Raw genomic sequence first — 26,951 nt, forward strand, 5'->3', positions numbered from 1 at the left:
GCAAGTGGCGGTGTTGTGCGGAGCGGATTCGTTGACCTACGCGGAGCTGAACGAACGAGCCAACCGTTTAGCGCGGACGTTGCGTGCGCAAGGGGTTCAGCCGGATCAGCCTGTGGGCATTCTGGTCCACCGTTCATTAGACATGATCGTAGGCATCTACGCGATCCTGAAGGCCGGCGGAGCCTATGTGCCGATTGATCCGGAATATCCGGCCGATCGTATCCGCTTTATGCTGGAGGACTCGGGAGCGAAGCTGGTGCTGACGCAAGCGCATCTGGCGGAGCAAGCCTCGCTGAGTTTTGACGGCCAAGTGCTGGTACTGGATCGTCAGGAGCAAGATGGCAAGCACATTTACCACGAAGACGGCTCAAATCTGGAGCCCCTAGCTGGACCGCATCATGTTGCCTATGTCATTTATACCTCTGGCTCCACGGGAAAACCGAAGGGCGTGATGGTGGAGCACCATTCCGTGCTGAACCGGATTTTGTGGATGCATAATCGCTACGGCTTGAGTGCGGAAGATACGATTCTGCAAAAGACCGCCTTCACCTTCGACGTGTCGGTGTGGGAGCTGTTCTGGTGGTCAATGGTCGGCTCGAAGGTAAGCCTGTTGTCCGTGGGCGGGGAAAAGAACCCGGAAGACATCGTGGACACGATTGCCCGCGACGGCGTGACTACAATGCACTTTGTACCCGCTATGCTGCGTGCATTCCTGGAGTATGTGGAGCAGCAGCCACGAGAAGTAATGCAAGCGAAGCTGGGCACGCTGCGCCATGTCTTTGCCAGTGGTGAAGCGTTGCCGCCACAGCATGTGGCCCGGTTCCAGCGGCTCGTGTCGAGCCTGGCCGGAGCGAAGCTGGTCAACCTGTATGGACCAACCGAAGCGACGGTGGACGTATCGTACTTTGATTGCGAGCCGGATGAGGAATATGCAGTGATTCCGATCGGGAAACCGATTCAGAATATCCGTCTGTACATTGTGAAGGAAGGCACGGAGCAATTGCAGCCGATTGGGGTTGCAGGGGAACTGTGTATTGGTGGTGTCGGCGTAGCCCGCGGTTACCTGAACCGTCCGGAGCTGACGGCCGAGAAATTTGTGAAAGATCCGTTTGCTGGCGGGGAAGCAGGCTATGAACGGATGTACCGCACCGGCGATTTGGCGAGATGGATGCCGGACGGGAACATTGAGTATCTGGGCCGGATCGACCATCAGGTGAAAATCCGGGGGTACCGGATTGAACTAGGCGAGGTCGAAACGCAGCTGCTCCAAGTGGAATCGGTACGAGAAGCGGTGGTCATGGCTCGTACGGATGAAACGGGCCAAAAACAAATGGTGGCCTACTATGTTGCGGAGCAAGAGCTAGGAGCGAGCGAGCTGAGAAGTGAGCTGGGCCGGGAGCTGCCAAGCTACATGGTACCGTCCTACTTTGTACAGCTGGAGCAAATGCCGCTGAGCCCTAATGGCAAAATCGACCGCAAGGCATTGCCGGCACCGGAAGGCAGCCTGCAAACCGGAGCCGACTATGCAGAGCCGCGTACGGCGCAAGAACGCGCGCTGGTCGCGGTCTGGCAGTCCGTGCTGGGACTACAGACGGTCGGTATATTGGACAATTTCTTTGATCTGGGCGGCGATTCGATCAAAGCCATCCAAATCGCATCCCGTGCGTTCCAGGCCGGCTATAAGCTGGACATGAAGGATTTGTTCCAATATCCGACAGTTGCAGCCCTGGCACCGCATATGCATGAGGTCCGTCGTATGGCAGATCAAGAAGAAGTGAGCGGGGAAACGACGCTACTTCCGATCCAGCATTGGTTCTTTGCGCAGGAGCGCGAGCGTCCACAGCACTTTAATCAAGCGGTCATGCTCTATCGCGCCGAGGGCTTTGACGAGACGGCGATTCGTCAAGTGTTGGATCACCTCGTGAAGCATCATGATGCGCTGCGTACGGTATTCCGTCAGACTTCCAATGGTTATACGGCTTGGACACGGGCTGTAGAGGAAGGCACGCTGTATACGCTGGAAACAGTGGACTACCGTGAACAGTCCGCTTATGCGGAAGCGCTGGAAGTGAAGGCAACGGAAATCCAAAGCAGCATGGACCTGTCCGCAGGACCGTTGGTGAAGCTGGGATGGTTCCGAACCACTGAGGGCGACCATCTGCTGATCGCCATTCACCACTTGGTGGTGGACGGAGTGTCGTGGCGGATTCTGTTCGAAGATTTCTCGACAGGCTACGAGCAGGCGATCCAGGGCGAGCCCGTACGATTGCCGTATAAAACAGATTCCTTCCAAACTTGGGCACGGGAGTTATCCTCTTACGCCAACCGTCCAGAGGCGGCAGCAGAGGACATGTACTGGAAACAGCTGGAACAGGCCAAAGCGGAAGCTACGCCGCTGCCTAAGGATTTTGCCTACGAGGGCTCCTTAAACGCAGACAGCGAAGTGCTGACGGTAGAGTGGACCGAAGCTGAAACGCAGCAGCTGTTAAAGCAGGCCCATCGCGCCTATAACACCGAGGTCAATGATTTGCTGCTGACCGCGCTGGGACTGGCGGTGCACCACTGGACAGGTGCAGGCCAGGTGCTGGTGAACCTGGAGGGCCATGGCCGGGAAGCGATCCTGCCAGAGGTGAATATTACACGTACCGTAGGCTGGTTTACGAGCTTGTATCCAGTGCTGCTGGAGACCGGCAAGGAAATGACACTGGCTCAGCGGATTAAAGAAACGAAGGAAGGCTTGCGCCGGATTCCGCATAAAGGGCTGACCTATGGCATTTGGCGCTACTTGTCCCCTACGTTCGGATCAGGTGAATCGTGTGCGATTGCAGAACCGGAAATCAGCTTTAACTATTTGGGGCAGGTGGATCAGGATCTGCAAAACAGTGGAATCACGTTGTCGTCCTACCATGCAGGGGAGACAGAGGATGCCCATTCCCGCTTGCCGTACACGCTGGATTTAAACGCGATGATCTCGGAAAGCACACTGCGTTTGACAATTGCTTACAGCCGTAAGCAGTATCGTAAAGAAACGCTGGAGCGTGTGGCGAGACTGCTGCAATCCGCTTTGCAAGAGATCATTGCGCATTGCACCGCTCAGGAACAACCGGAACTGACGCCAAGTGATGTGTCCTTCAAAGGTCTGACGACGGGAGAGCTGGAGCAGATTGCGGAACAGGCGGCACATATTGGTGAGCTGGAAAATGTATACGTACTGACGCCAATGCAAAAGGGGATGCTCTTTTACAATCTGATGGATTCGCAATCGGGAGCGTATTTTGAACAGGCATCCTTTAATCTGCGAGGGCATTTTAATATTGCTGCATTTGCGGCCAGTCTGGATGTCTTGGTGCAGCGGCATACGGTACTGCGTACGAACTTCTACAGTGGCTGGAAGGATGAACCGCTTCAGGTCGTGTACCGGAATAAGCGCAGTGAACTGTATGTTGAGGATCTGCGGGATATGGAGGAAGAGCAGCAAAACGAGTACATCCTCGAATTTACACATAAAGACAAGCAAAGAGGCTTTGATCTGGCACAAGACGCTTTGATGCGTGTTGCTGTATTGCACATAGGTGAGGATACGTACCGTTTTGTATGGAGCTTCCATCATATCGTGATGGACGGCTGGTGCTTGTCGCTGGTGACAAATGAAGTGTTTGCGAGTTATTTTGCGATCCTGGCCCATAAACAACCGGAACTGGCCCCTGTCACGCCGTACAGTCAATATATCGAATGGCTGGAGCAGCAGGATCGTCAGGCCGCATCCAGCTACTGGAGCAAGGTGCTGGAAGGATATGAGGAGCAGTCCCGTTTGCCACAGGCAAAAATTCAGGGCAAAACAGGGTATCAGGCGGAGCGTCTGGATTTTGATTTGGGCGTAGAGCTAACCGCTGGTATTCAGCGTATAGCCAAGCGTTATCAGGTCACCATCAATACGTTGATGCAGACCGTTTGGGGCCTTTTGCTGCAAAAATATAATGGCACCGATGATGTCGTGTTTGGCAGCGTGGTATCTGGACGTCCGGCAGACATTCCGAATGTGGAGCACATCATTGGTCTGTTTATCAATACGATTCCGGTGCGTATCCGTAGTCAAGTGGACAATCTATTCTCCGACGTGATGAAGCAAACCCAGGAGCAATCGATTGCTTCCCATGTGTATGATACGTATCCGCTGTATGAAATTCAGGGGCTGTCAGAGCTTAAGCAGGATTTGATTAATCATATTCTTATTTTTGAGAACTATCCGGTCGAGGAACAAATCGAGCAATTAGGTAGCGGTGAGGCGGCCAGCTTCACCATCACAGGAGCCGAGTCTGTCGAGCAGACCAACTATGACTTTAACGTGGTAGTGCTGCCGGGGAATACCATTCACATGAGCTTTGGGTATAATGCCCTGGCCTTTGAACGGGAAAGTGTAGAGCACATTCGAGGTCATCTGGTACAGCTGCTGGAGCAGGTGACAGCCAATCCGGACATCCGTGTACATGAGCTGGATATGGTTACGGTGCAGGAGCGCGAGCAAATCGTTGAGGTCTGGGGCAATACAGCGGCAACCTATCCAAACGAGCAAACGATTCACGGCTTGTTCGAGGCGCAAACGGCGCAGACACCGGAGCAAACAGCCTTGTTCTTTGAAGGAGAGCAGTTGACTTATCGCGAGCTGAATGAACGCGCCAATCGTCTGGCTCGTACCTTGCGCAGTCAAGGCGTGACGAAGGATCGTTTGGTGGGTTTGATGACCGAACGGTCGGTGGACATGCTTGTGGGGATCTTCGGGATTTTAAAAGCCGGAGGCGCCTATGTACCTATCGATCCAACCTACCCGGAAGAACGTATCCGCTATATGCTGGACGACTCGGGTGCGAGGCTGCTGTTGACACAAAGCCATCTGGTGGACAAAGCAGTTATCGATGGTCAAGTGCTGGTGCTGGATGGAGCACAAAGTGTGTATCACGAGGATGGCTCCAACCTGGAGCCGGGGTCCGGTTCAAACGATTTGGCGTATGTGATTTATACGTCAGGGACGACGGGGCAGCCGAAGGGCGTGATGCTGGAGCACCATGGGCTGTGCAATCTGAAAACGTATTTTGATCAGACGCTCAAGATCCGTACGTCGGATCATGCACTGCTGTTCGCCAGCTACTCGTTTGATGCAGCTTGCTGGGAAATCTTCCAAGCTTTGTTCTGCGGCGCCACGTTATACGTGCCAACGACAGAGACGATTTTGAACTACGAACGGTTTGAGCAGTATATGGCCGATCACCGGATTACGGTGGCCGCTTTGCCGCCGACCTATGCGGTGTACCTGGAGCCGGAGCGGATGCCAAACCTGCGTATTTTGTTCACCGCGGGCTCAGCCTCTTCCACAGAATTGGTATACAAGTGGAAGGATCAAGTGGCGTACTACAATGGCTACGGTCCAACCGAAAACTCGGTGGCAACGTCCATCTGGCCGGTATCCGAGGATGAAAGGGCAGGCCAACTCATTTCCATCGGTCGTCCTATGCCGAATCACCGGGTGTACATGCTGGATGTGCATGGACATTTGGCTCCGGTCGGCGTAGCAGGTGAGCTGTGCGTGTCTGGTCCGGGTCTGGCGCGTGGTTACCTGGATCGTTCAGAACTGACGGCGGAGAAATTTGTACCGAACCCGTTTGCAGCCGGTGAAGCCGGCTATGAACGAATGTACCGTACGGGGGACTTGGCAAGATGGATGCCAGACGGCAACATTGAATATTTGGGCCGGATCGACCATCAGGTGAAAATCCGGGGCTACCGGATCGAACTGGGCGAGGTCGAAGCACAAATATTGAAAGTGGAAAATGTGCAAGAGGTCATCGTCCTGGCCCAAGCGGACGAGCAGGGACAAAACCAACTGGTGGCGTACTATGTCGCTGAAAGAGACGTCAGCGCGGGTGAGCTGCGCAGCTTGCTGGGTGAGGAGCTGCCCAACTACATGGTGCCTTCGTACTTCATCCAGTTGGAGCAGATGCCGCTAACACCGAACGGCAAAATCGATCGCAAGGCCCTGCCAGCACCGGAAGGCGGCCTGCAAAGCGGAGCGGATTATGTAGAGCCGCGCACAGCGCTGGAGCAGACGTTGGTTTCGATTTGGCAGTCTGTCTTAGGAGCGAAGAGAATCGGGATTTTGGATAATTTCTTTGACCTCGGCGGCGATTCGATCAAAGCGATCCAGGTATCGTCCCGCTTACTGCAAGCGGGCTACAAGCTGGATATGAAGGATTTGTTCCAATATCCGTCCATTTCGCTGCTGAGCGGTCGTGTACAAAAAGTTAGCCGTACGACCGATCAGGGCGAGATATCAGGCAGCGTCAAGCTGACCCCGATCCAGCAGTGGTTCTTTGGACAAGCCTCGGCAGAGCCGCATTATTTCAACCAGTCGGTGATGCTGCATCGAGCAGAAGGCTTCGATGAAGCCGCATTGCATCACACGGTGACCAAGTTGACGGAGCATCATGATGCGCTGCGTATGGTCTTCCGTCAGACCGAACAGGGCTATGAAGCGTGGAATCGCGGTTTGAATGAAGGCGAGCTGTATCATCTGGACGTTGTGGATTTGACAGATATGCCAACCCTTGCAGAGGTGACAGCAACCATTGAAACGAAAACCAATGCCATTCAAAGCTCCATTCGTCTAGACGAAGGACCACTGGTGAAGTTGGGACTTTTCCGCTGCATGGATGGAGATCATTTACTGATTGCCATTCACCATTTGGTTGTAGACGGCATTTCATGGCGGATTGTGTTTGAGGATTTTGCGACTGGATATGAGCAGGCCGCTCGGGGAGAAGCGATTCGCTTGCCATATAAAACGGACTCGTTCTCCACTTGGGCAGAACGTTTGTCTCAATATGCCAACAGTCCGGCCATCGACAAAGAACGCGAATATTGGGAGCGTCTTGCCCACGCGGAAGTCGCATCGCTACCTAAGGATCAAGAAAGAGCGGCAGGACAGCATTTTGTGGTCAGAGACAGTGAGACGGTGAGCGTGGCGTGGAGCGAACAGGACACCCGACTGCTACTGCAGGAAGCACATCGTGCATACCACACCGAGGTCAATGATCTGCTGTTAACCGCACTCGGTACCGCATTGTACAACTGGAGCGGGCAGGAGCGAGTGCTGGTCAATCTGGAGGGCCATGGCCGGGAAGCTATTGTTCCCGATATCGACATCACACGTACCGTGGGCTGGTTTACGAGTCAGTATCCGGTGCTGCTGGATGTGGATGGAACATCAGAAGTAGGGCAGCGCATCAAACGGGTAAAAGAGGACCTGCGGCATGTACCGCATAAGGGCATTGGCTACGGTATGTTGAAGTATATGTCACAGGATGATGCTACCTCTTCCTGGAGCCTGCAGCCTGAGATCAGCTTTAACTATTTGGGACAATTTGATCAGGACTTGGAAAATGGGGAGATCACGCTGTCTTCACATCCAGGTGGAGAGCCGTTGAGTGACCGCACCGTACTGGAGCAGCCGCTGAATGTGAACGGCATGATTACAGCAGGCGTGCTGACCCTGGAAATTCGTTATGACAGCCATGTATACCAACAGCAAAACGTAGAGAAGTTTGCCCGGCTATTGCAGGAAAGCTTGCAGGAAGTCATCAAGCATTGTGCCTCCCAAGAGCGGAGTGAGCTAACGCCAAGCGATGTCTTGTTCAAAGGCTTGACACTGGAGCAGCTGGAGCAATTGACGGAGCAAACGGCTTCTGTGGGCGAACTGGAAAATGTGTATGCTCTTTCTCCCATGCAGAAGGGGATGCTGTTCCATAGTCTGATGGAGCCGGACTCAGGCGCATACTTCCAGCAAGCGTCGTTTGATCAAAAAGGTAGCTTTGATGTTGCTATTTTCCGTAAGAGTCTGGATCTGCTGACACAGCGTCATGAAGCGCTGCGGACGAATTTCCATCAATTTGAGACAGGACACGGTCTGGAGCCATTGCAAATCGTGTTCCGTCATAAAAATAGCGATCTTTCCTTCGAGGATATACGCAACATGCCGAAAGCGGAGCAACAGGCATATATCCAGACGTTTAAGCAGGAGGATCAGGCGAGAGGCTTCAATCTCGGTACGGATGCACTGATGCGCGTACAAGTGTTGCAGACCGATGAAGAAACGTATCACTTGGTCTGGAGCTTCCATCACATTGTCATGGACGGCTGGTGCTTATCGCTTGTTACGGGCGAGGTGTTTGGTACGTACTTTGCGCTGCTGGAGCAGAAACAGCCGGAGCTTGCTCCGATTACACCGTATGGCCAATATATCGAATGGCTAGAGCGTCAAGATGAACGTGCGGCAAAAGAGTATTGGAGCAGTTATTTGGCGGGCTTTGAACAGCAGACGTTGTTACCTGGAGCGGATACTTCATTGAAAGACCAAGTGGCGGATAGCAGCGAAAGTGTTCTGTCTACGACAACAAGCGATACCAGCAAATATGTTTCTGAAAAAATAACGGTAGAGCTGGATCCAACGTGGAGCGAAGCCATGTACCGGATTGCAAAGCAGCAGCAGGTCACAATTAATACGCTGATGCAGAGCGTGTGGGGCCTTATTTTGCAGCAATATAATAACAACGAGGATGTTGTATTCGGTAGTGTCGTATCTGGACGTCCGACGGCTATTCCGGGTGTAGAGCATATGATCGGCCTGTTCATTAATACCATCCCAGTGCGGATCCAAAGTGAGCGAAATGCCACGTTTGTGGACATCATGCGCAAAACGCAGGAGCAGGCGCTGGCTTCAGGCGTATATGACAGCTTCCCGCTGTATGAAATACAGGCGCTGACCGAGCAGAAGCAGCATCTAATTAACCACATTATGGTGTTTGAGAACTATCCGGTCGAGGAGCAAGTCGAGCAGCTGGGTGAAGTTCGTCCATCCGCGTTTGACATTACGAATGTAGAGGTTGTCGAGCAAACGAACTATGATCTGGACTTGATTGTGATGCCAGATGAAACCTTCCGGATCATGTTCAGATACAACGCGAATGTGTACGATCGGTCTACGATCGAGCGGATGCAGGGACATGTACTGCATGTCATCGAGCAAATTATTGACAATCCGCATATCCGTGTGAATGAGCTGGAACTAGTGACAGCGGAAGAGCAGGCACAGATCGTTCAGGTGTGGGGAGATACGGCGGCAGCCTATCCGCAGGATCAGACGCTAAGCAGTCTGTTTGAGCAGCAGGCCAAAAACACACCGGAGCAAGTGGCGGTGTTGTGCGGAGCGGAATCGTTGACCTACCGTGAGCTGAACGAGCGAGCCAACCGACTCGCACGCACCTTGCGTGTGGAAGGGGTTGGACCGGATCAGCCCGTGGGCATTCTGGTCCACCGTTCACTGGACATGATCGTAGGCATCTACGCGATCTTGAAGGCCGGCGGAGCCTATGTGCCGATTGATCCGGAATATCCGGCCGATCGTATCCGCTTTATGCTGGAGGACTCGGGCGCGAAGCTGGTGCTGACACAATCGCATCTGGCGGAGCAAGCCTTGGTGAGTTTCGATGGTCAGGTGCTGGTGCTGGATCGTCAAGAGCAAGATGGCAAGAATATTTACCACGAAGACGGCTCAAATCTGGAGCCCCTAGCTGGACCGCATCATGTTGCCTATGTCATTTATACCTCCGGTTCGACCGGAAAACCGAAGGGCGTGATGGTGGAGCACCATTCCGTGCTGAACCGGATTTTTTGGATGCATAATCGTTATGGCTTGAGGGCGGCAGATACGATCCTGCAAAAGACCGCCTTCACCTTCGACGTGTCGGTGTGGGAGCTGTTCTGGTGGTCAATGGTCGGCTCGAAGGTAAGCCTGTTGCCGGTTGGCGGGGAAAAGAACCCGGAAGACATCGTGGACACGATTGCCCGCGACGGTGTGAGCACGATGCACTTTGTACCCGCCATGCTGCATGCGTTCCTGGAGTATGTGGAGCAGCAGCCGCGGGAAGTGATGCAAGCGAAGCTGGGCACGCTGCGCCATGTCTTTGCCAGTGGTGAAGCGTTGCCGCCACAGCATGTGGCCCGGTTCCAGCGGCTCGTATCGAGCCTGGCCGGAGCGAAGCTGGTCAACCTGTATGGCCCAACCGAAGCAACGGTGGACGTATCGTACTTCGATTGCGAGCCGGATGAGGCATATGCGGTGATCCCGATCGGAAAACCGATTCAAAATATCCGTCTGTACATCGTGAAGGAAGGCACGGAGCAATTGCAGCCGATTGGGGTGGCAGGGGAGCTGTGCATCGGCGGTGTCGGCGTAGCCCGAGGCTATCTGAACCGTCCGGAACTGACGGCCGAGAAATTTGTGAAAGATCCGTTTGCCGGCGGGGAAGCTGGGTATGAACGGATGTACCGCACTGGCGATTTGGCGAGATGGATGCCAGACGGCAACATTGAATACTTAGGCCGGATTGACCATCAGGTGAAAATCCGGGGGTACCGAATTGAGCTGGGCGAGGTCGAAACGCAGCTACTCCAAGTGGAATCGGTACGAGAAGCGGTGGTCATGGCTCGTGCGGATGAAACGGGCCAAAAACAAATGGTGGCGTACTATGTCGCGGGGCAAGAAATCAGTGCCAGAGAGCTGAGAAGTGAGCTGGGCGGAGAGCTGCCAAGCTACATGGTGCCATCGTACTTTGTACAGCTGGAGCAAATGCCGCTGAGTCCCAATGGCAAAATTGACCGCAAGGTCCTGCCGGCACCGGAAGGCAGCCTGCAAAGCGGAGCCGACTATGTTGCACCGCGGACGTGGGTGGAAGTGAAGCTGACACAAATTTGGCAGGATGTGCTGGGCCTGGCACAGGTCGGCGTGAAGGAAAACTTCTTTGAGATGGGTGGACACTCGCTGCGGGCGACGACACTGGCCTCGAAGATTCACCAAGAGCTGAACAAGCCACTTCCACTGCGCAGCATTTTTGAAGCCCCAACGATTGAGCAGCTGGCAGCCGTTCTGGAAGGTTTGGATCAGGTGGCGTATGCGTCCATTCCGGTGACGGAGGAGCGTAGTTTCTACCCACTGTCCTCGGCACAAAAGCGACTGTATGTGCTGCATCAGTTCGACCCGCAGGATGTGAATTACAACATGCCGTCGGTGCTGCAAGTGAGCGGTCCGCTGAATGTGAAACGAGTAGAGAACGTATTCCGTCAACTGATCGCCCGCCATGCGACCTTGCGTACTCGCTTTGAGCTGATCGACAGCGAGCCAATGCAATGGATTGAGGACGCTGTACCGTTCGAGGTGGAATATACGAAGGTACAGGCAGAGGGTGCGACTGCGAATATGATGGTCAGCAAGGAAGCACAACAGCTGGTGAGTCGCTTTGTCCGTCCGTTTGATCTCAAAGCTGCGCCGCTGCTGCGGGTAGGCTTGGTGGATCTGGGCGCTCAGGGAGTAGAGCAGGAAGCTCAACATCTGCTTATGCTTGACATGCACCATATCGTCTCGGATGGGGTGTCCCTAGAGGTCCTGACCGACGAATTTGTCCGCTTGTATGGCGGTGAAGAGCTAGCGCCATTGCGGATTCAGTACAAGGATTATGCCGTATGGCAGCAAAGCGAAGCCCACCAGGAATGGATGCAGCGTCAGGAAGCGTACTGGCTTGACACCTTCCAAGGTGAACTACCTGTACTGGATCTCTCTACTGACTTTGCCCGCCCTGCGGTGCAGAGTACGGCAGGGGATACGATCGAATTTGCACTGGGACGTGAGGTTAGTGAACGCGTGAAAGAACTGGCGGCACAAACCGGCGCTACTCTGTATATGGTGTTGCTGGCGGCGTACACCACGCTCTTACACAAATACACAGGCCAAGAGGACATCGTCGTTGGCACACCGATTGCCGGAAGACCGCATGCCGAACTGGAGAGTCTGGTCGGTGTATTCATCAACACGCTGGCGATGCGCAATTATCCGTCCAGCGACAAATCGTTCCTGAATTATCTGCAGGAGGTCAAAGAGCATGCGCTCCGTGCGTATGAGCATCAGGACTATCCGTTTGAAGAACTGGTTGAAAAACTGAATGTAACGCGGGATACGAGCCGGAATGCGCTGTTTGACACGATGTTTGAGCTGAAAACAATGGAGCAGCAGGAGTTCGAGCTGAAAGGTCTGACCTTGAGCTCCTATCCACTGGACAATCATACGGCCAAGTTTGATCTGAGCTTGGAGACCATAGAGCAGCCAGAAGGTATTCTGTGCAGTCTGGAATACAGCACGGCGCTGTATAAGCCGGAGACCATGACGCGATTGGCACAGCATTTTGCGGAAATCGTTCGAGCTATTGCCTATCATCCACAGCAGCCCCTGGCAGTTTTGAATATGGTAACCGCCGAGGAAAAGGCACACATCATCGATGGATTTGGAAATGTAGGAGTACTAGGTGCTGATGCTGTTGAAGCAGGAGCCCTGTTCCATGCCTTTGTGGAAGAACAGGCCCAGCTTGTACCAGATCACGTAGCGGTGGTGTACGAGGAGCAACAGCTGACGTACCGCAAACTGAACGAGCGTGCAAACCAATTGGCGCGTAAATTGCGAAAGGAAGGCATTGGACGCGAATCGATTGTCGGCATTTTGAGTGAACGCTCAGTGGACATGCTGGTCGGCGTACTAGCGGTGTGGAAGGCTGGAGGCGCCTATGTGCCGCTGGATGCAGACTATCCATCCGAACGGATTCGTTTCATGCTGGAGGACAGCGGTGCGATGGTACTGTTGACCCAAACGAGATTGCAAGAGCGTGCCCAGGTATGGCTGGAGGAAAGCCAACAGGCCTTGGCCGGAGGGCAGACTGAGGGTGAATTGGAAACAGCAGCTGGTGCTGAAATGATGGAAAGGGACAACCTGAGTGAAGGCGTAAGCTTGAAATCAGATTCGCCACCTGACCGCGAAGCAGCCTCCGAGCCAGCAACAGGGCTGCGTCTGCACACCGTACTGGCATTGGACAATGAGTCACTGTACACCGGAGATACGACAGACGTCGATCATATTAACGAACCGCAGGATCTGGCGTATGTGATCTACACGTCGGGGACAACCGGACGTCCAAAAGGTGTCATGATCGAACATCGCAGCTTGGTGAATACGGCTGCAGCGTATCGCCGGGATTACCGCCTGAGCGAATTCCCGGTACGACTGCTACAACTGGCCAGCTTCTCCTTCGACGTGTTCGTCGGCGATATTGCGCGGACACTCTATAACGGGGGCACGATGGTCATCTGTCCGAAAGACGACCGGATTGATTTTAGCCGTCTCCACGGATGGATTCGTGATTATCAAATTACGGTGTTCGAATCGACTCCAGCTTTGATCGTACCGTTTATGCAGCATGTGCATGAACACGTACTAGATATGAGTAGTCTAGAGCTGCTCATCACGAGCTCAGACAGCTGCAGCGTGACGGACTACCGAGTGCTGCAAGAACGGTTTGGCGCAGATATCCGTATCATCAACAGCTACGGTGTTACGGAAGCGACGATTGACTCCAGCTTCTATGACGAAGAGCTGTCGAAGCTGCCAAGTAGCGGCCATGTGCCGATTGGTCAGGCGTGGCTGAACGCACGCTTCTACATTGTGGACAGCCAGCTGAATCCAGTGCCGATCGGCGTACTGGGCGAGCTGTGCATTGGCGGTGCTGGTGTGGCACGGGGGTACCTGAACCGTACGGACCTGACGGCGGAGAAATTCGTAGCGAACCCGTACGTGCCGGGTGAACGACTGTATCGTACCGGCGACTTGGCGCGGTGGATGCCAGACGGCCATGTGGACTTTATCGGCCGGATAGATGATCAGGTCAAAATCCGGGGCTTCCGGATCGAACTGGGCGAGGTGGAAGCGCAGCTGCTGACTGTGGCTGGCATTGAGAAAGCCATCGTCACCGCCTGGGAAAACGAAGACGGAGACAAAGATCTGTGTGCGTATGTCGTAGCCTCGGAGGCGCTGAATTTGCCGGAGCTGCGCAGCACACTGCAGCCCAAACTGCCGGGCTATATGATCCCGACCTACGTCGTACCCCTGGATCGTTTCCCGCTGACACCAAACGGAAAAATTGATCGCAAAGCGTTGCCAGCGCCAGAAACACGTCTCGAAGGAGGCACGAAGTACGTGGCGCCGCGCACAGAGCTGGAAGAGCAGCTGGTCCGTATTTGGCAAAGCGTTCTGAATCATCACCAAATAGGCATCCAGGATAACTTCTTTGAAGTGGGAGGACATTCGCTGCGTGCTACTACACTGATGGCGAAAATCCATCAGGAGCTGAATCACAAGCTGGCCTTGCGAGATATTTTCCAATATCCGACGATTGAGCAATTGGTACAGGTGATGGGTGAAGATCAGACCCAGCAAACGTATGTATCCATACCTGTTGCAGAGGAGCGCGAATATTACCCCGTTTCCTCGGCACAAAAACGGATGTACGTTCTGAGTCACCTGGAAGGTGGAGAGGTTAGCTACAACATGCCAGGAGCTTTGATTATCGAAGGTTCCTTGGATAAAAAAAGACTGGAACAAGCCTTCCGCCAACTGATTGCCCGTCATGAAGCCCTCCGAACCCGATTCAATATGGTGGATGGTGAGGTGATTCAGCGGATTGAATCCAGCGCTCCATTCAGCGTGGAATATGTGCAAGCAAGTGAAGAAGAGACACCGCAGTACGCACAGGACTTTGTACGTGAATTTGATCTCGCACAAGCCCCGTTGCTGCGGGTTCAGTTGATCGAAAATGGACCGCAGCGTCACGTTATGCTCTATGACATGCACCATATTATTTCGGATGGCGTGACGGAAAGCATTATCGTGCAGGAGTTCTCTCAATTGTATGAAGGCCAGGAACTGCCGCCACTGCGGATTCAGTACAAGGATTATGCCGTTTGGCAGCATGCAGATATGCAAAGTGAACGTCTGCGTGCGCAAGAAAGCTATTGGCTGAAAACCATGTCTGGTGAAATCCCGGCGCTGGATATGCCAACGGATTTTACAAGACCTGCTGTACAGCGTCTGGAAGGGACTCGATTTGAGTTTGCGATCCGTATGGAGGACAGTGAGCAGTTGAAACAGCTGGCCGCACAAACCGGCTCCACCTTGTACATGGTGTTGCTGGCAGCGTATAGCACGCTCTTGCATAAATACACGGGTCAAGAGGACATCATCGTCGGCACGCCGATTGCCGGAAGACCACATGCGGAACTGGGCAGCCTGGTAGGCGTATTCCTCAACACGCTGGCGATCCGCAATTATCCGTGTGGCGACAAAACGTTCCTGGATTACCTGCAAGAGGTCAAAGAGCACGCGCTCCGTGCGTATGAGCATCAGGAATATCCGTTTGAAGAGTTGGTTGAAAAGCTGAATTTAACGCGGGATACGAGCCGGAATGCGCTGTTTGACACGATGTTTGAGCTGAAAACATTTGAGCAGCAGGAGTTCGAGCTGGAAGGTCTGGCCTTCAAGCCGTATCCGACGGACAATCCTACGTCCAAATTTGATCTGACCTTGGATGCCGTAGAGCAGCCAGAAGGTATTCTGTGCAGTTTGGAATACAGCACGGCGCTGTACAAGCCGGAGACCATCGCACGCTTTGCACAGCATTTTACTGAACTCGTACGTGCGATTACACTTCATCCACAGCAGCCACTGGCAGCTCTGGATATGGTAACTGTCGAGGAGAAGGCACAAATCCTCTATGGTTTTGGAGATGTAGGCGTATCGGAGGTTGCGGCTGAAGCAGAAGTCTTATTCCATGCCTATGTGGAAGAACAGGCACAGCTTGTGCCAGATCATGTGGCGGTGGTGTACGAGGAGCAGCAGCTTACGTACCGCCAGCTGAACGAGCGTGCGAACCAATTGACGCGCAGACTGCGAAAAGAAGGCATTGGACGCGAGTCGATTGTCGGTATTTTGAGTGAACGTTCGGTAGACATGTTGGTCGGCGTACTAGCGGTATGGAAGGCTGGAGGCGCCTATGTGCCGCTGGATGCAGACTATCCGTCCGAACGGATTCGTTTCATGCTGGAGGACAGCGGTGCGACGGTGCTGTTGACTCAAACCAGTTTGCAGGACCGTGCCCAGGTGTGGCTGGAGGAAAGCCAACAGGCCTTGGGCGGAGGGCAGACTGAGGGTGAATTGGAAACAGCGGCTGGTGCTGAATTGATGGAAAGAGACCACCTGAGTGAAGGCGTAAGCTTGAAATCAGATTCGCCACCTGACCGCGAAGCAGCATCCGAGCCAGCAACAGGGCTGCGTCTGCACACCGTACTAGCATTAGACGATGAGTCGCTGTATACCGGAGATGTCACAGACGTCGATCACATCAACGAGCCGCAGGATCTGGCGTATGTGATCTATACGTCCGGGACAACGGGACGTCCGAAGGGCGTCATGATCGAGCATCGCAGCTTGGTCAATACGGCTGCGGCGTATCGCCGGGATTACCGTCTGAACCAGTTCCCGGTACGACTGCTGCAACTGGCCAGCTTCTCCTTCGACGTGTTCGTCGGCGATATTGCACGGACGCTTTATAACGGCGGCACGATGGTCATCTGTCCGAAAGAGGATCGGATTGATCCAAGCCGTCTGTACGGCTGGATTCGTGATTATCAGATTACCGTGTTCGAATCGACTCCAGCCCTGATCGTACCGTTTATGCAGCATGTGCATGAACACGGGCTGGACATGAGCAGTCTGGAGCTGCTGATTACGAGCTCAGACAGCTGCAGCGTGACGGACTACCGAGTGCTGCAAGAACGGTTTGGCGCAGATATCCGTATCATCAACAGCTATGGCGTCACGGAAGCGGCGATTGACTCCAGCTTCTACGATGAAGAGCTGTCGAAACTGCCAAGCAGCGGGAATGTGCCGATTGGACAGGCGTGGCTGAACGCACGCTTCTACATCGTGGACAGCCAGCTGAATCCGGTACCGATCGGTGTACTGGGCGAGTTGTGCATCGGCGGCATCGGGGTCGCACGGGGGTACCTGAACCGTGCGGACCTGACAGCCGAGAAATTCGTAGCGAACCCGTACGTACCGGGTGAACGTTTGTATCGCACCGGCGATTTGGCGCGGTGGATGCCAGACGGCAATGTGGACTTTATCGGCCGGATGGACTATCAAGTCAAAATCCGGGGCTATCGGATCGAGCTGGGCGAGATTGAAACGGCGATCCAGCGGGTACCGGGTGTGCGTCAAGCCGTAGTCATCGACCGGACGGACGAGCGTGGACACAAGTATTTGTGCGGATACATCACGGGAGAAACCGAGCTGCGGATCGAGGAAGTACAGGCCACGCTGGAAGCCGGACTGCCAGCGCACATGGTGCCAGCACGGCTGATGCGACTGGAGACGATCCCGCTGACCAGCAACGGCAAAATTGACCGTAAGGCCTTGCCGGAACCGGAAGGCAGCATCCATACGGGAGCAGCCTATGTAGCCCCGCGTACGAAGGTGGAGCAAGTATTGGCTGCGGTATGGGCCGCAGTGCTCGGCGTGGAGGCCGTAGGCACGCAGGATAACTTCTTCGAGCTGGGCGGCGATTCGATCAAAGCGCTGCAAGTATCGTCCCGCTTGCTACAAGCAGGCTATCGACTGGAGATGAAAGACCTGTTCAGCCATCCAACGGTGTCTGCATTGGCGCCGAAAGTCCAATCCGTTACCCGATTGGCGGATCAAAGCGAAGTGGTGGGCGCGGTGAAGCTGACACCCGTTCAACACTGGTTCTTGGAGCAAAACCTGGCGGATGCTCATCATCACAACCAGTCCATCATGCTGCATAGCAAGGATGGTTTTGATGAAGCGGCACTGCGCACAGCGATGGACCACATCGTTAGCCATCACGATGCACTGCGGATCGTTTTCCGTCCTACCGAACACGGGTATGAAGCCTGGAACCGCGCCATTGGCGAGGGTGAGCTGTATACGCTGGAACGCATAGACTTCAGCCATGAGTCGGAAGTGTCTGCGGCGATTGAGGCCAAAGTAAATGAAATTCAGGCGGGGATTCATTTAAGCGAAGGACCGCTGATGAAGCTGGGGCTGTTCCATTGCCCAGATGGAGATCATTTGCTGATAGCTATTCATCACTTAGTAGTAGATACCGTTTCTTGGCGCATTTTGTTCGAGGATCTTACGACAGCCTACGAACAAGCATTGAACGGACAACCGACTCGTCTTCCGCACAAAACGGATTCGTTCCGTACCTGGGCTGAGGGACAGTCTCACTATGCGAACGGCCCAGAAATGGCAGCAGAGCTCGCCTTCTGGCAAGAAGTAGAACAAGGTGTGTATGAGCCGCTTCCAAAAGACGAATCCCCTTCTCATTCCTTGAATAAAGACAGCGAGCTCATGACAGTCACGTGGACAGCTCAAGAAACGGAGCAGCTGTTAAAACAAGCACATCGTGCCTACAACACGGATATGAATGATTTGCTGCTGACCGCACTCGGCCTGGCTATTCATCGCTGGGCGGGGATTGAACGAGTGCTCGTCAACCTGGAAGGCCATGGACGGGAATCCATTCTGCCAGAGCTGGATATTACGCGCACCGTGGGCTGGTTTACGACCCAATTCCCGGTTGTGCTGGATATGAACGCGGGGCAAGACCTTTCACAGCGCATCAAACAGGTGAAAGAAGGGCTACGCCGGATTCCGCAAAAGGGTATTGGCTACGGTATGCTGAGATACCTGTCCGCAGCATGTGAGCAAGAGCGTTTTGTAACCGAACCTGAAATCAGCTTTAACTATTTGGGACAATTTGATCAGGATATGCAAAATCAATCCATTGGCGTGTCTCCTTACGCTAGCGGTGCCGAGCTGAGCGCACATGCAGCCAGATCGCACACGCTGGATCTGAACGGACTGATTTCAGAAGGTCAATTGCAATTGACGATCAGCTACAGCCATCAGGAATATCGCAAGGAAACGATGGAGCAGCTAGCCGAAGCGCTCAGAACCAGCCTGCAGGACATCATCGCACATTGCGCGGGTCGCAAACAGCAGGAGCTGACGCCAAGCGATGTCAAGCTTAAACATGTAACCTTGGCCGAGCTGGATCAGTTAGTAGAGCGGACTCGTGACATCGGGGAACTGGAAAATGTATATGCCTTGACACCGATGCAAAAAGGCATGTTGTTCCATAGCCTGATGGATGCAGCGTCAGGGGCTTATTTTGAACAAACGACCTTTGACTTGCGTGGTCGCTTCCAGGCAGATATTTTCCAAGATAGCTTGAATCATTTGGCGCAGCGGCATGAGATCTTTAGAGCTAATTTCATTAGCGGCTGGCAGGATGAGCCCGTGCAGGTGATTTTCCGGCGCAAGTATGTTGGTTTCAGCTATGAAGATTTGCGTCATTTGGATGATCAGGAACGTGACGCGTATGTAAAGGAATTTATTCGCCAGGACAAGGCAGCCGGATTCGATTTGTCCCGGGATGCGTTGATGCGCGTGGCGATTTTACGGACAGGTGATGAGGATTATTACTTTGTGTGGAGCTCTCATCACATCCTAATGGACGGCTGGTGTGTGGCGTTGGTAACGGATGAGGTGTTTGAGGCTTATTTTGCAGCCGTAGAACATAGAGAACCAAAGCTCGCCCCGGTGACTCCATACAGTCAGTATATTGAGTGGCTTGAAGCCCAGGATGTAGAAGCAGCAGCCTCATACTGGAAAGATTATTTGCTGGGCTATGATCAACAAACGTCGATTCCAACCGGAAAAGTCGGCACGAAAGCGGACGGTGCACAATTTGAGCATGTGCTGTGCGATCTAGGTAAGGATTTGACAGGACGCCTGGAAATGGTAGCCAAGCAGTACCACGTGACCCCGAATACATTACTGCAAACAGCCTGGGGCTTACTGCTTCAAAAGTACAACGGTAGTGATGATGCCGTATTTGGCGGTGTCGTGTCGGGTCGTCCGGCTGATATTCCGGGGATCGAAAATATGGTGGGCTTGTTCATTAACACCATTCCCGTACGTATCCGCAGTGGAGCTGAGGACACCTTTGCCGACCTGATTAGAACGAATCAGCAGCAGGCGCTGGCTTCTCAAGATTATGAAACGTATCCGCTGTATGAAATTCAAGCCTTGACCGAGCAAAAGCAAGAGCTGATCAACCACATTATTGTGTTTGAAAACTATCCGGTGGAGGAGCAGGTCGAGCAGCTTGGCGAAGGTGCAGCGTCGGATTTTGTAATCAGCAATGCAGGTATGATTGAACAAACGAACTATGATTTCAATCTGGTCGTCATGCCGCAGGAAGCGATGAAAATCCGATTTGAATATAATACAAAAATATTTGATCGGGAAGCCGTGGAACGGACTCAGGGCCATTTAATACAGCTACTGGAACAAGTGGTAGCGAATCCGGACATTCGGGTGCAGGAACTGGATGTGTTAAGCGAGCAGGAACGCGAGCAAATTCTCAGCGTATGGGGAGATACAGCCGCCGAGTATCCAAGCGAGCAAACGATCCATGGTCTGTTTGAGACACAAACGGCGCACACACCAGAGCAGCCAGCGTTGTACTTCGAAGGAGAGCAGTTGACTTATCGCGAGCTGAATGAACGCGCGAATCGTCTGGCTCGTACCTTGCGCATTCAAGGCGTGACAAAAGATCGTTTGGTGGGTCTGATGACCGAACGCTCGATAGACATGATCGTGGGTATGTTAGGCATTTTGAAAGCCGGAGGCGCATATGTACCTATCGATCCAACCTATCCGGAAGAGCGTATCCGCTATATGCTGGATGACTCGGGAGCGAAGCTGTTGTTAACTCAAGGTCATCTGGTGGACAAAGTAGCTTTCGACGGTCACGTGCTGGTGCTAGATGGAGCACAAAGTGTGTATCACGAGGATGGTTCTAACCTGGAGTCGTTGTCCGGTCCGAACGATCTGGCGTATGTGATCTATACATCGGGGACAACGGGGCAGCCGAAGGGCGTTATGCTAGAGCATCACGGGCTATGCAATCTGAAAACGTATTTTGATCAGGAATTCGAGATCAGTACCTCAGATCATATGTTGCTGTTCGCCAGCTACTCGTTTGATGCGGCTTGCTGGGAAATCTTCCAAGCTCTATTCTGCGGAGCCACGTTATACGTGCCAACGTCAGAGACGATTTTGGACTACGAACGGTTTGAACAATATATGGCGGATCACCACATCACGGTGGCAGCTTTGCCGCCTACCTATGCGGTGTATCTGGAGCCGCAGCGGATGCCAAATCTGCGTATTCTGGTCACTGCGGGTTCAGCCGCTTCAACAGAGCTGGTATACAAGTGGAAGGATCAGGTGGCGTACTACAATGGCTATGGTCCAACCGAGAACTCGGTAGCGACATCCATCTGGCCGGTATCCAAGGATGAGAGAGCAGGACAGCTTATTTCCATTGGACGTCCTGTGCCGAATCATCGGGTATACATGGTAGATGTACACGGGCATTTGGCTCCGGTAGGCGTAGCGGGTGAACTGTGCGTGTCTGGTCCGGGTCTGGCACGTGGTTACCTGGATCGTCCAGAGCTGACGGCGGAGAAATTTGTACCGAATCCGTTTGCGGCTGGCGAAGCCGGATATGAGCGGATGTACCGCACAGGCGACTTGGCAAGATGGATGCCAGACGGAAACATCGAATACTTGGGCCGGATTGACCATCAAGTAAAGATCCGGGGTTACCGGATTGAGCTGGGCGAAGTCGAGGCACAAATATTGAAAGTGGAGGACGTACAAGAGGTCATCGTCCTGGCCCAAGCGGACGAGCAGGGACAAAATCAACTGGTGGCGTACTATGTCGCTGAAAGAGAAGTAGGCGCTGGTGAACTGCGCAGTTTACTGGGTGAGGAGCTGCCAAACTACATGGTGCCTTCTTTCTTGGTACAGTTGGAGCAAATGCCGCTGACACCGAACGGTAAAATCGACCGCAAGGCCCTGCCAGCACCAGAAGGCAGCCTGCAAACCGGAGCCGACTATGTCGCACCGCGAACGTGGGTGGAAGTGAAACTGGCGCAAATTTGGCAGGATGTACTAGGTCTCACTCAGGTCGGTGTGAAGGAAAACTTCTTCGAGATTGGCGGACACTCGCTGCGGGCGACCACACTGGCCTCGAAGATTCACAAGGAACTGAACAAGCCGCTTCCCCTGCGCAGTATTTTTGAAGCACCAACGATTGAGCAACTGGCAGTCGTACTGGAACAGTTGGATCAAGTAACATATGCGTCCATTCCAGTAACGGAAGAGCGCAGCTTCTATCCCTTGTCCTCAGCGCAAAAACGACTGTATGTGTTGCATCAGTTCGATCCGCAGGATGTGAACTACAACATGCCATCGGTGCTGCAAGTGAGCGGTCCGCTGGACGTGAAGCGAGTGGAGGACGTATTCCGTCAACTGATCGCCCGTCATGCGTCCTTGCGTACCCGCTTTGAACTGGTGGACAGCGAGCCAATGCAGTCTATTGAGGACACCGTACCGTTCGAGGTCGAATTTACGAAGGTACAGGCAGAGGGTGCAACTACGGATACAGACACGAAGGTCAATAAGGAAGTACAAGAGCTGGTGAGTTGCTTTGTCCGTCCGTTTGATCTACAAGCTGCACCACTGCTGCGGGTAGGCTTGGTAGATCTAGGCGTATCAGGAGCAGGGCAGGAACCGCAGCATGTACTCATGCTCGACATGCACCACATCGTTTCGGATGGCGTGTCGATGGGGGTACTGACTGAAGAATTTGTCCGCTTGTATGACGGTGAACAGCTAGCGCCACTGCGGATACAGTACAAAGACTATGCCGTATGGCAACAAAGCGAGGTCCATCAGGAATGGATGCAGCGTCAGGAAGCCTACTGGCTGGACACCTTCCGGGGGGAACTGCCTGTGCTGGATTTACCGACAGACTTTGCCCGTCCGTCGATACGAAGTACGGCAGGCGATACCGTGGTGTTTGGGCTGGAACGCGAAGTGAGCGAACGCCTGAAGGAACTGGCGGCGCACACAGGCTCTACCCTATATATGGTGCTGCTGGCGGCATACACCGCACTCTTGCATCAATATAGTGGCCAAGAGGACATCGTTGTCGGCACGCCGATTGCCGGACGACCGCATGCCGATTTGGAGCCAATCCTCGGGATGTTCGTCGGTACGTTGGCATTGCGAAACTATCCGACAGCGGAACATACCTTCCGTAGCTACGTGGAAGAAGTGAAGGTTCGGGCCCTGCAAGCCTACGAACATCAGGACTATCCATTTGAGGAATTGGTGGAAAAGCTGAATGTGAAGCGGGATATGAGTCGCCATCCGCTGTTCGATACGATGTTTACCCTGCAAACGACGGAGGAAGGCGAGCTGCAACTGGCAGACCTGAGCTTCCGTCCATACGGCTTGGAGCAAACACCAGCGAAGTTTGACTTCACGCTGGAAGCCAGAGAGGAAGAGGCAGGCATCCAGTTCGGATTGCAGTATGCAACTGCGTTGTATCAACGGGAAACCGTTGAACGGATGACACGTCACTTTATTCGCTTAGCCGAAGCCGTGGCGGCAAACCCGGATGCGAAGCTGGGTGAGCTGGAACTGATTACGACCGAAGAAACCGAACAGATTCTGGAGGTGTTCAATGATCCGAACGCGCACAGCGTGCGTGGAACACTCCAAGGTCTGTCGCTCAGCGAGCGTTTTGAAGAGCAAGCGAAAAACAGCCCTGAGCGGATAGCCGTTGTATCTGGGGACATAGGTCTAACCTACGCTGAGCTGAATGAGCAGGCGAACCGGTTGGCCCGTGTGTTACGGGCGAAAGGTGTTGAAGCAGATCAACCGGTAGGCGTACTGCTGGAACGTTCTGCGGATCTTCTGGTGGGCATTCTGGGAGTACTGAAGGCCGGAGGCGCGTATGTGCCAATGGATACGATGTATCCACAGGAGCGTATCGACTACATGCTTCAAGACAGTGGGGCCAAGGTCGTGATCACCAGCAGAGCCGCCAACCTTTCGTTGAGCTTGCCATCCACAGTAGAAGCTATCGTTCTTGACGATGAGGACGTTCAAGCTCAATGGGGAGCACAGGATGCGAGCAACCTGATCCCTGTCGCCGGCCTGCATAACCTGGCCTATATGATTTACACGTCAGGTACAACCGGTCAGCCGAAAGGGGTTATGATTGAGCAAGGCAGTGTCGGCAATCTGGTAGATGCTCTGTATGAGCGAGTATACAGTCGGTATGATCAGCCGCTTCACATCGCATGGCTGTCCGCATTTGTATTTGACGCTTCGGTGAAGCAAATCTTTGCCAGCTTGCTGCTAGGTCATACCCTGCATGTGGTATCCCGTGACGTCAGCCTGAGCGGGGAGCATTTGATTGCGTACTATCGCATGCACCGGATTGATCTGTCGGACGGCACACCAGCGCATCTGCATATTTTGAACGAAAGCGTCAATGTGACAGAAGCGCCGGATGTGAAGCATTACCTGATCGGGGGCGAAGCCTTATCCGTGCAGTTGGTCCATGTGTTCCTGCACAAATGGTCCGGGTATCATCCGGTCATTACGAACGTGTATGGCCCGACCGAAGCGACCGTAGATGCAACCGCCTATACGATTGAAGATGTAGAGTCGCTGAATGTACTGCTGGAAAAAGGGGAGCACACGGTATCCATCGGAACGCCGATAGCCAACCAGGCTGTGTACATCTTGAACACTCGACAACAGCTGGTACCGATGGGGATCGCGGGTGAACTCTATATCGGAGGGGCAGGTATCGCACGAGGATACCTCAACCTGCCGGAACTGACGGCTGAGAAGTTTGTCCCGAATCCGTTTGCTGAGGCGACGGCCGCTGATCCAGCGGACAGCACTTACGCAAACCGGATGTACCGGACAGGCGACCTGGCACGGTGGCTGCCGGATGGCAGTATCGAGTATTTAGGCCGGATCGACCATCAGGTCAAAATTCGCGGGTATCGGATCGAGCTGGGCGAGGTGGAAGCACAGCTGCTGACCGTGGACGGCATTCAGAAAGCTGTAGTCACAGCATGGGAAAATGAAGACGGGCACAAGGATCTGTGTGCCTATATCGTAGCTTCGGAGTCGCTAAGTCTACCAGAACTACGGAATGCGCTGCAGCCGAAGCTGCCGGATTACATGATCCCGACGTATGTGGTACAGCTGGATCGTTTCCCGCTGACGCCAAACGGGAAAATCGACCGGAAGGCATTGCCAGCACCGGAAGCACGCCTTGAAGGAGGCCTAGAGTATGTGGCACCGCGGACGCCACTGGAGGCCAAGCTAGCCCAAATCTGGCAGGATGTCTTGAAGCTGTCCAGCGTAGGAGTCACCGACTCATTCTTCGATATGGGTGGACACTCCCTGCGGGCCACGACGCTGGTGGCCAAAATCCATCAGGAACTGGGCAGCCGAATTACACTGCGTGAGGTGTTCCAGCACTTTACGATTGAGCAGCAAGCCCAACTGATCACCGCGCAGGGCACAGACACCTATACGGTGATCCCTGCAGCTGCCAAACAGTCTTACTATCCTGCTTCCTCGGCTCAAAAACGACTGTATATTTTGAGCCATCTGGACGGTGGGGATGTCAGCTACAATATGCCGGGTGTATTAGTCGTGGAGGGGCCGCTTCAGGCAGATCGACTGGAGGATGCGTTCCGTCAGTTAATAGCCCGCCATGAAACGCTGCGAACTTCCTTCGAAATGGTGGACGGCGAGGTTGTTCAGCGGGTTTACGATCAGGTGGCGTTTGCAGTAGAGCGCCTGCAGGCCCATGAGTCCGAAGCCGAAGCCTATATCGAGTCTTTTGTACGCAGCTTCGATCTTCAGCAGGCACCTCTGCTGCGTGTCCGTCTCATTCAAACCGGACCCGAACGTCATCTCCTGATGTACGACATGCACCATATTATTTCAGACGGTGTGTCGTCTAACAATATCGTGCAGGAGCTGGGACAACTGTACGAGGGACAGGCCTTGGCGCCGCTGCCCATTCAGTACAAGGACTATGCCGTGTGGCAGCAGCATGAAATGCAGCGTGAATCATACCAACGCCGGGAACAGTTCTGGCTGGAGCATTTAGCCGGAGAGTTGCCTGTACTGGATCTGCCGATTGCTTATCCTAGACCTGCTGCTCGCAGCTTCGAGGGAGCAATGTATGAATTTACAGTGGACCCGAATGTATCCGAGCAACTGCGCCGAATTGCGGTACAGACCGGAAGTACGCTGTACATGGTGCTACTGAGTGCCTATACCATCCTACTGTCCAAATACAGCGGTCAGGATGATCTGATCATCGGTACGCCGGTAGCAGGCCGCTTGTTGCCTGAACTGGAGCCACTGATCGGCATGTTCGTTAATACACTAGCCATCCGGCACCAGCCGCAGGGCAACCAAACGTTCCACAGCTACCTGCTGGAAGCCCGAGAACGTACGCTGCAAGCCTTCGAGCATCAGGATTATCCGCTTGAGGAGTTGGTGGAAAAGCTGGATGTAGCGCGGGATGCAAGCCGTAATCCGTTGTTTGACACCATGTTTGTACTGCAAAATACGGAGTCACAGGAAGCGCAGCTTGAAACACTGTCCTTTAATCCGTATGTTCAGGAACATCGTATTTCCAAATTCGATTTGACCTTGTCCGTGAGTGATGAAGACGGGCAGATCAAGGGTTCCTTCGAATATTGCACAAAGCTGTTTGGCGCAGATGCTATTGAACGATTAACCGGAGATTTGATAGCGATCCTGTCCCAGGTTGGAGCTAATCCAGATTTGCTATTAAGCGATATTCAGGTGAACTCGAGCGAGCAGCCGGAAGGCTTCTCGCCAGATTCCATCGACTTTATTTTCTAAATCAGTTTTCTAAAAAGAAATGATTTCACTTTGCATGCGCAGAGGGCGGCGGCTTGTCCGACTGCCCTTGCCTGCAAAGTATTATTTTTCCGACACATTGCTCAATTACGTA

General features: G+C 53.6%; 1 protein-coding gene (only partly in view). It reads left to right on the top strand.

What is annotated here, in order from left to right; genetic code table 11:
- On the top strand, window positions 1–26,839 hold the 3' portion of the coding sequence (locus ACH59B_RS11555) for a non-ribosomal peptide synthase/polyketide synthase (protein WP_404303795.1). 15,527 nt of this gene lie to the left of the window's left edge; 26,839 of the gene's 42,366 nt are visible here — the last part of the coding sequence; the start codon falls outside the window, past its left edge; the stop codon is at window positions 26,837–26,839.
- The last annotated feature ends 112 nt before the right edge of the window (window positions 26,840–26,951 follow it).

The sequence above is a fragment of the Paenibacillus sp. DP01 genome (genome assembly GCF_044784315.1).
In the GTDB taxonomy this organism is placed as follows: Bacteria; Bacillota; Bacilli; order Paenibacillales; family Paenibacillaceae; genus Paenibacillus; species Paenibacillus polymyxa.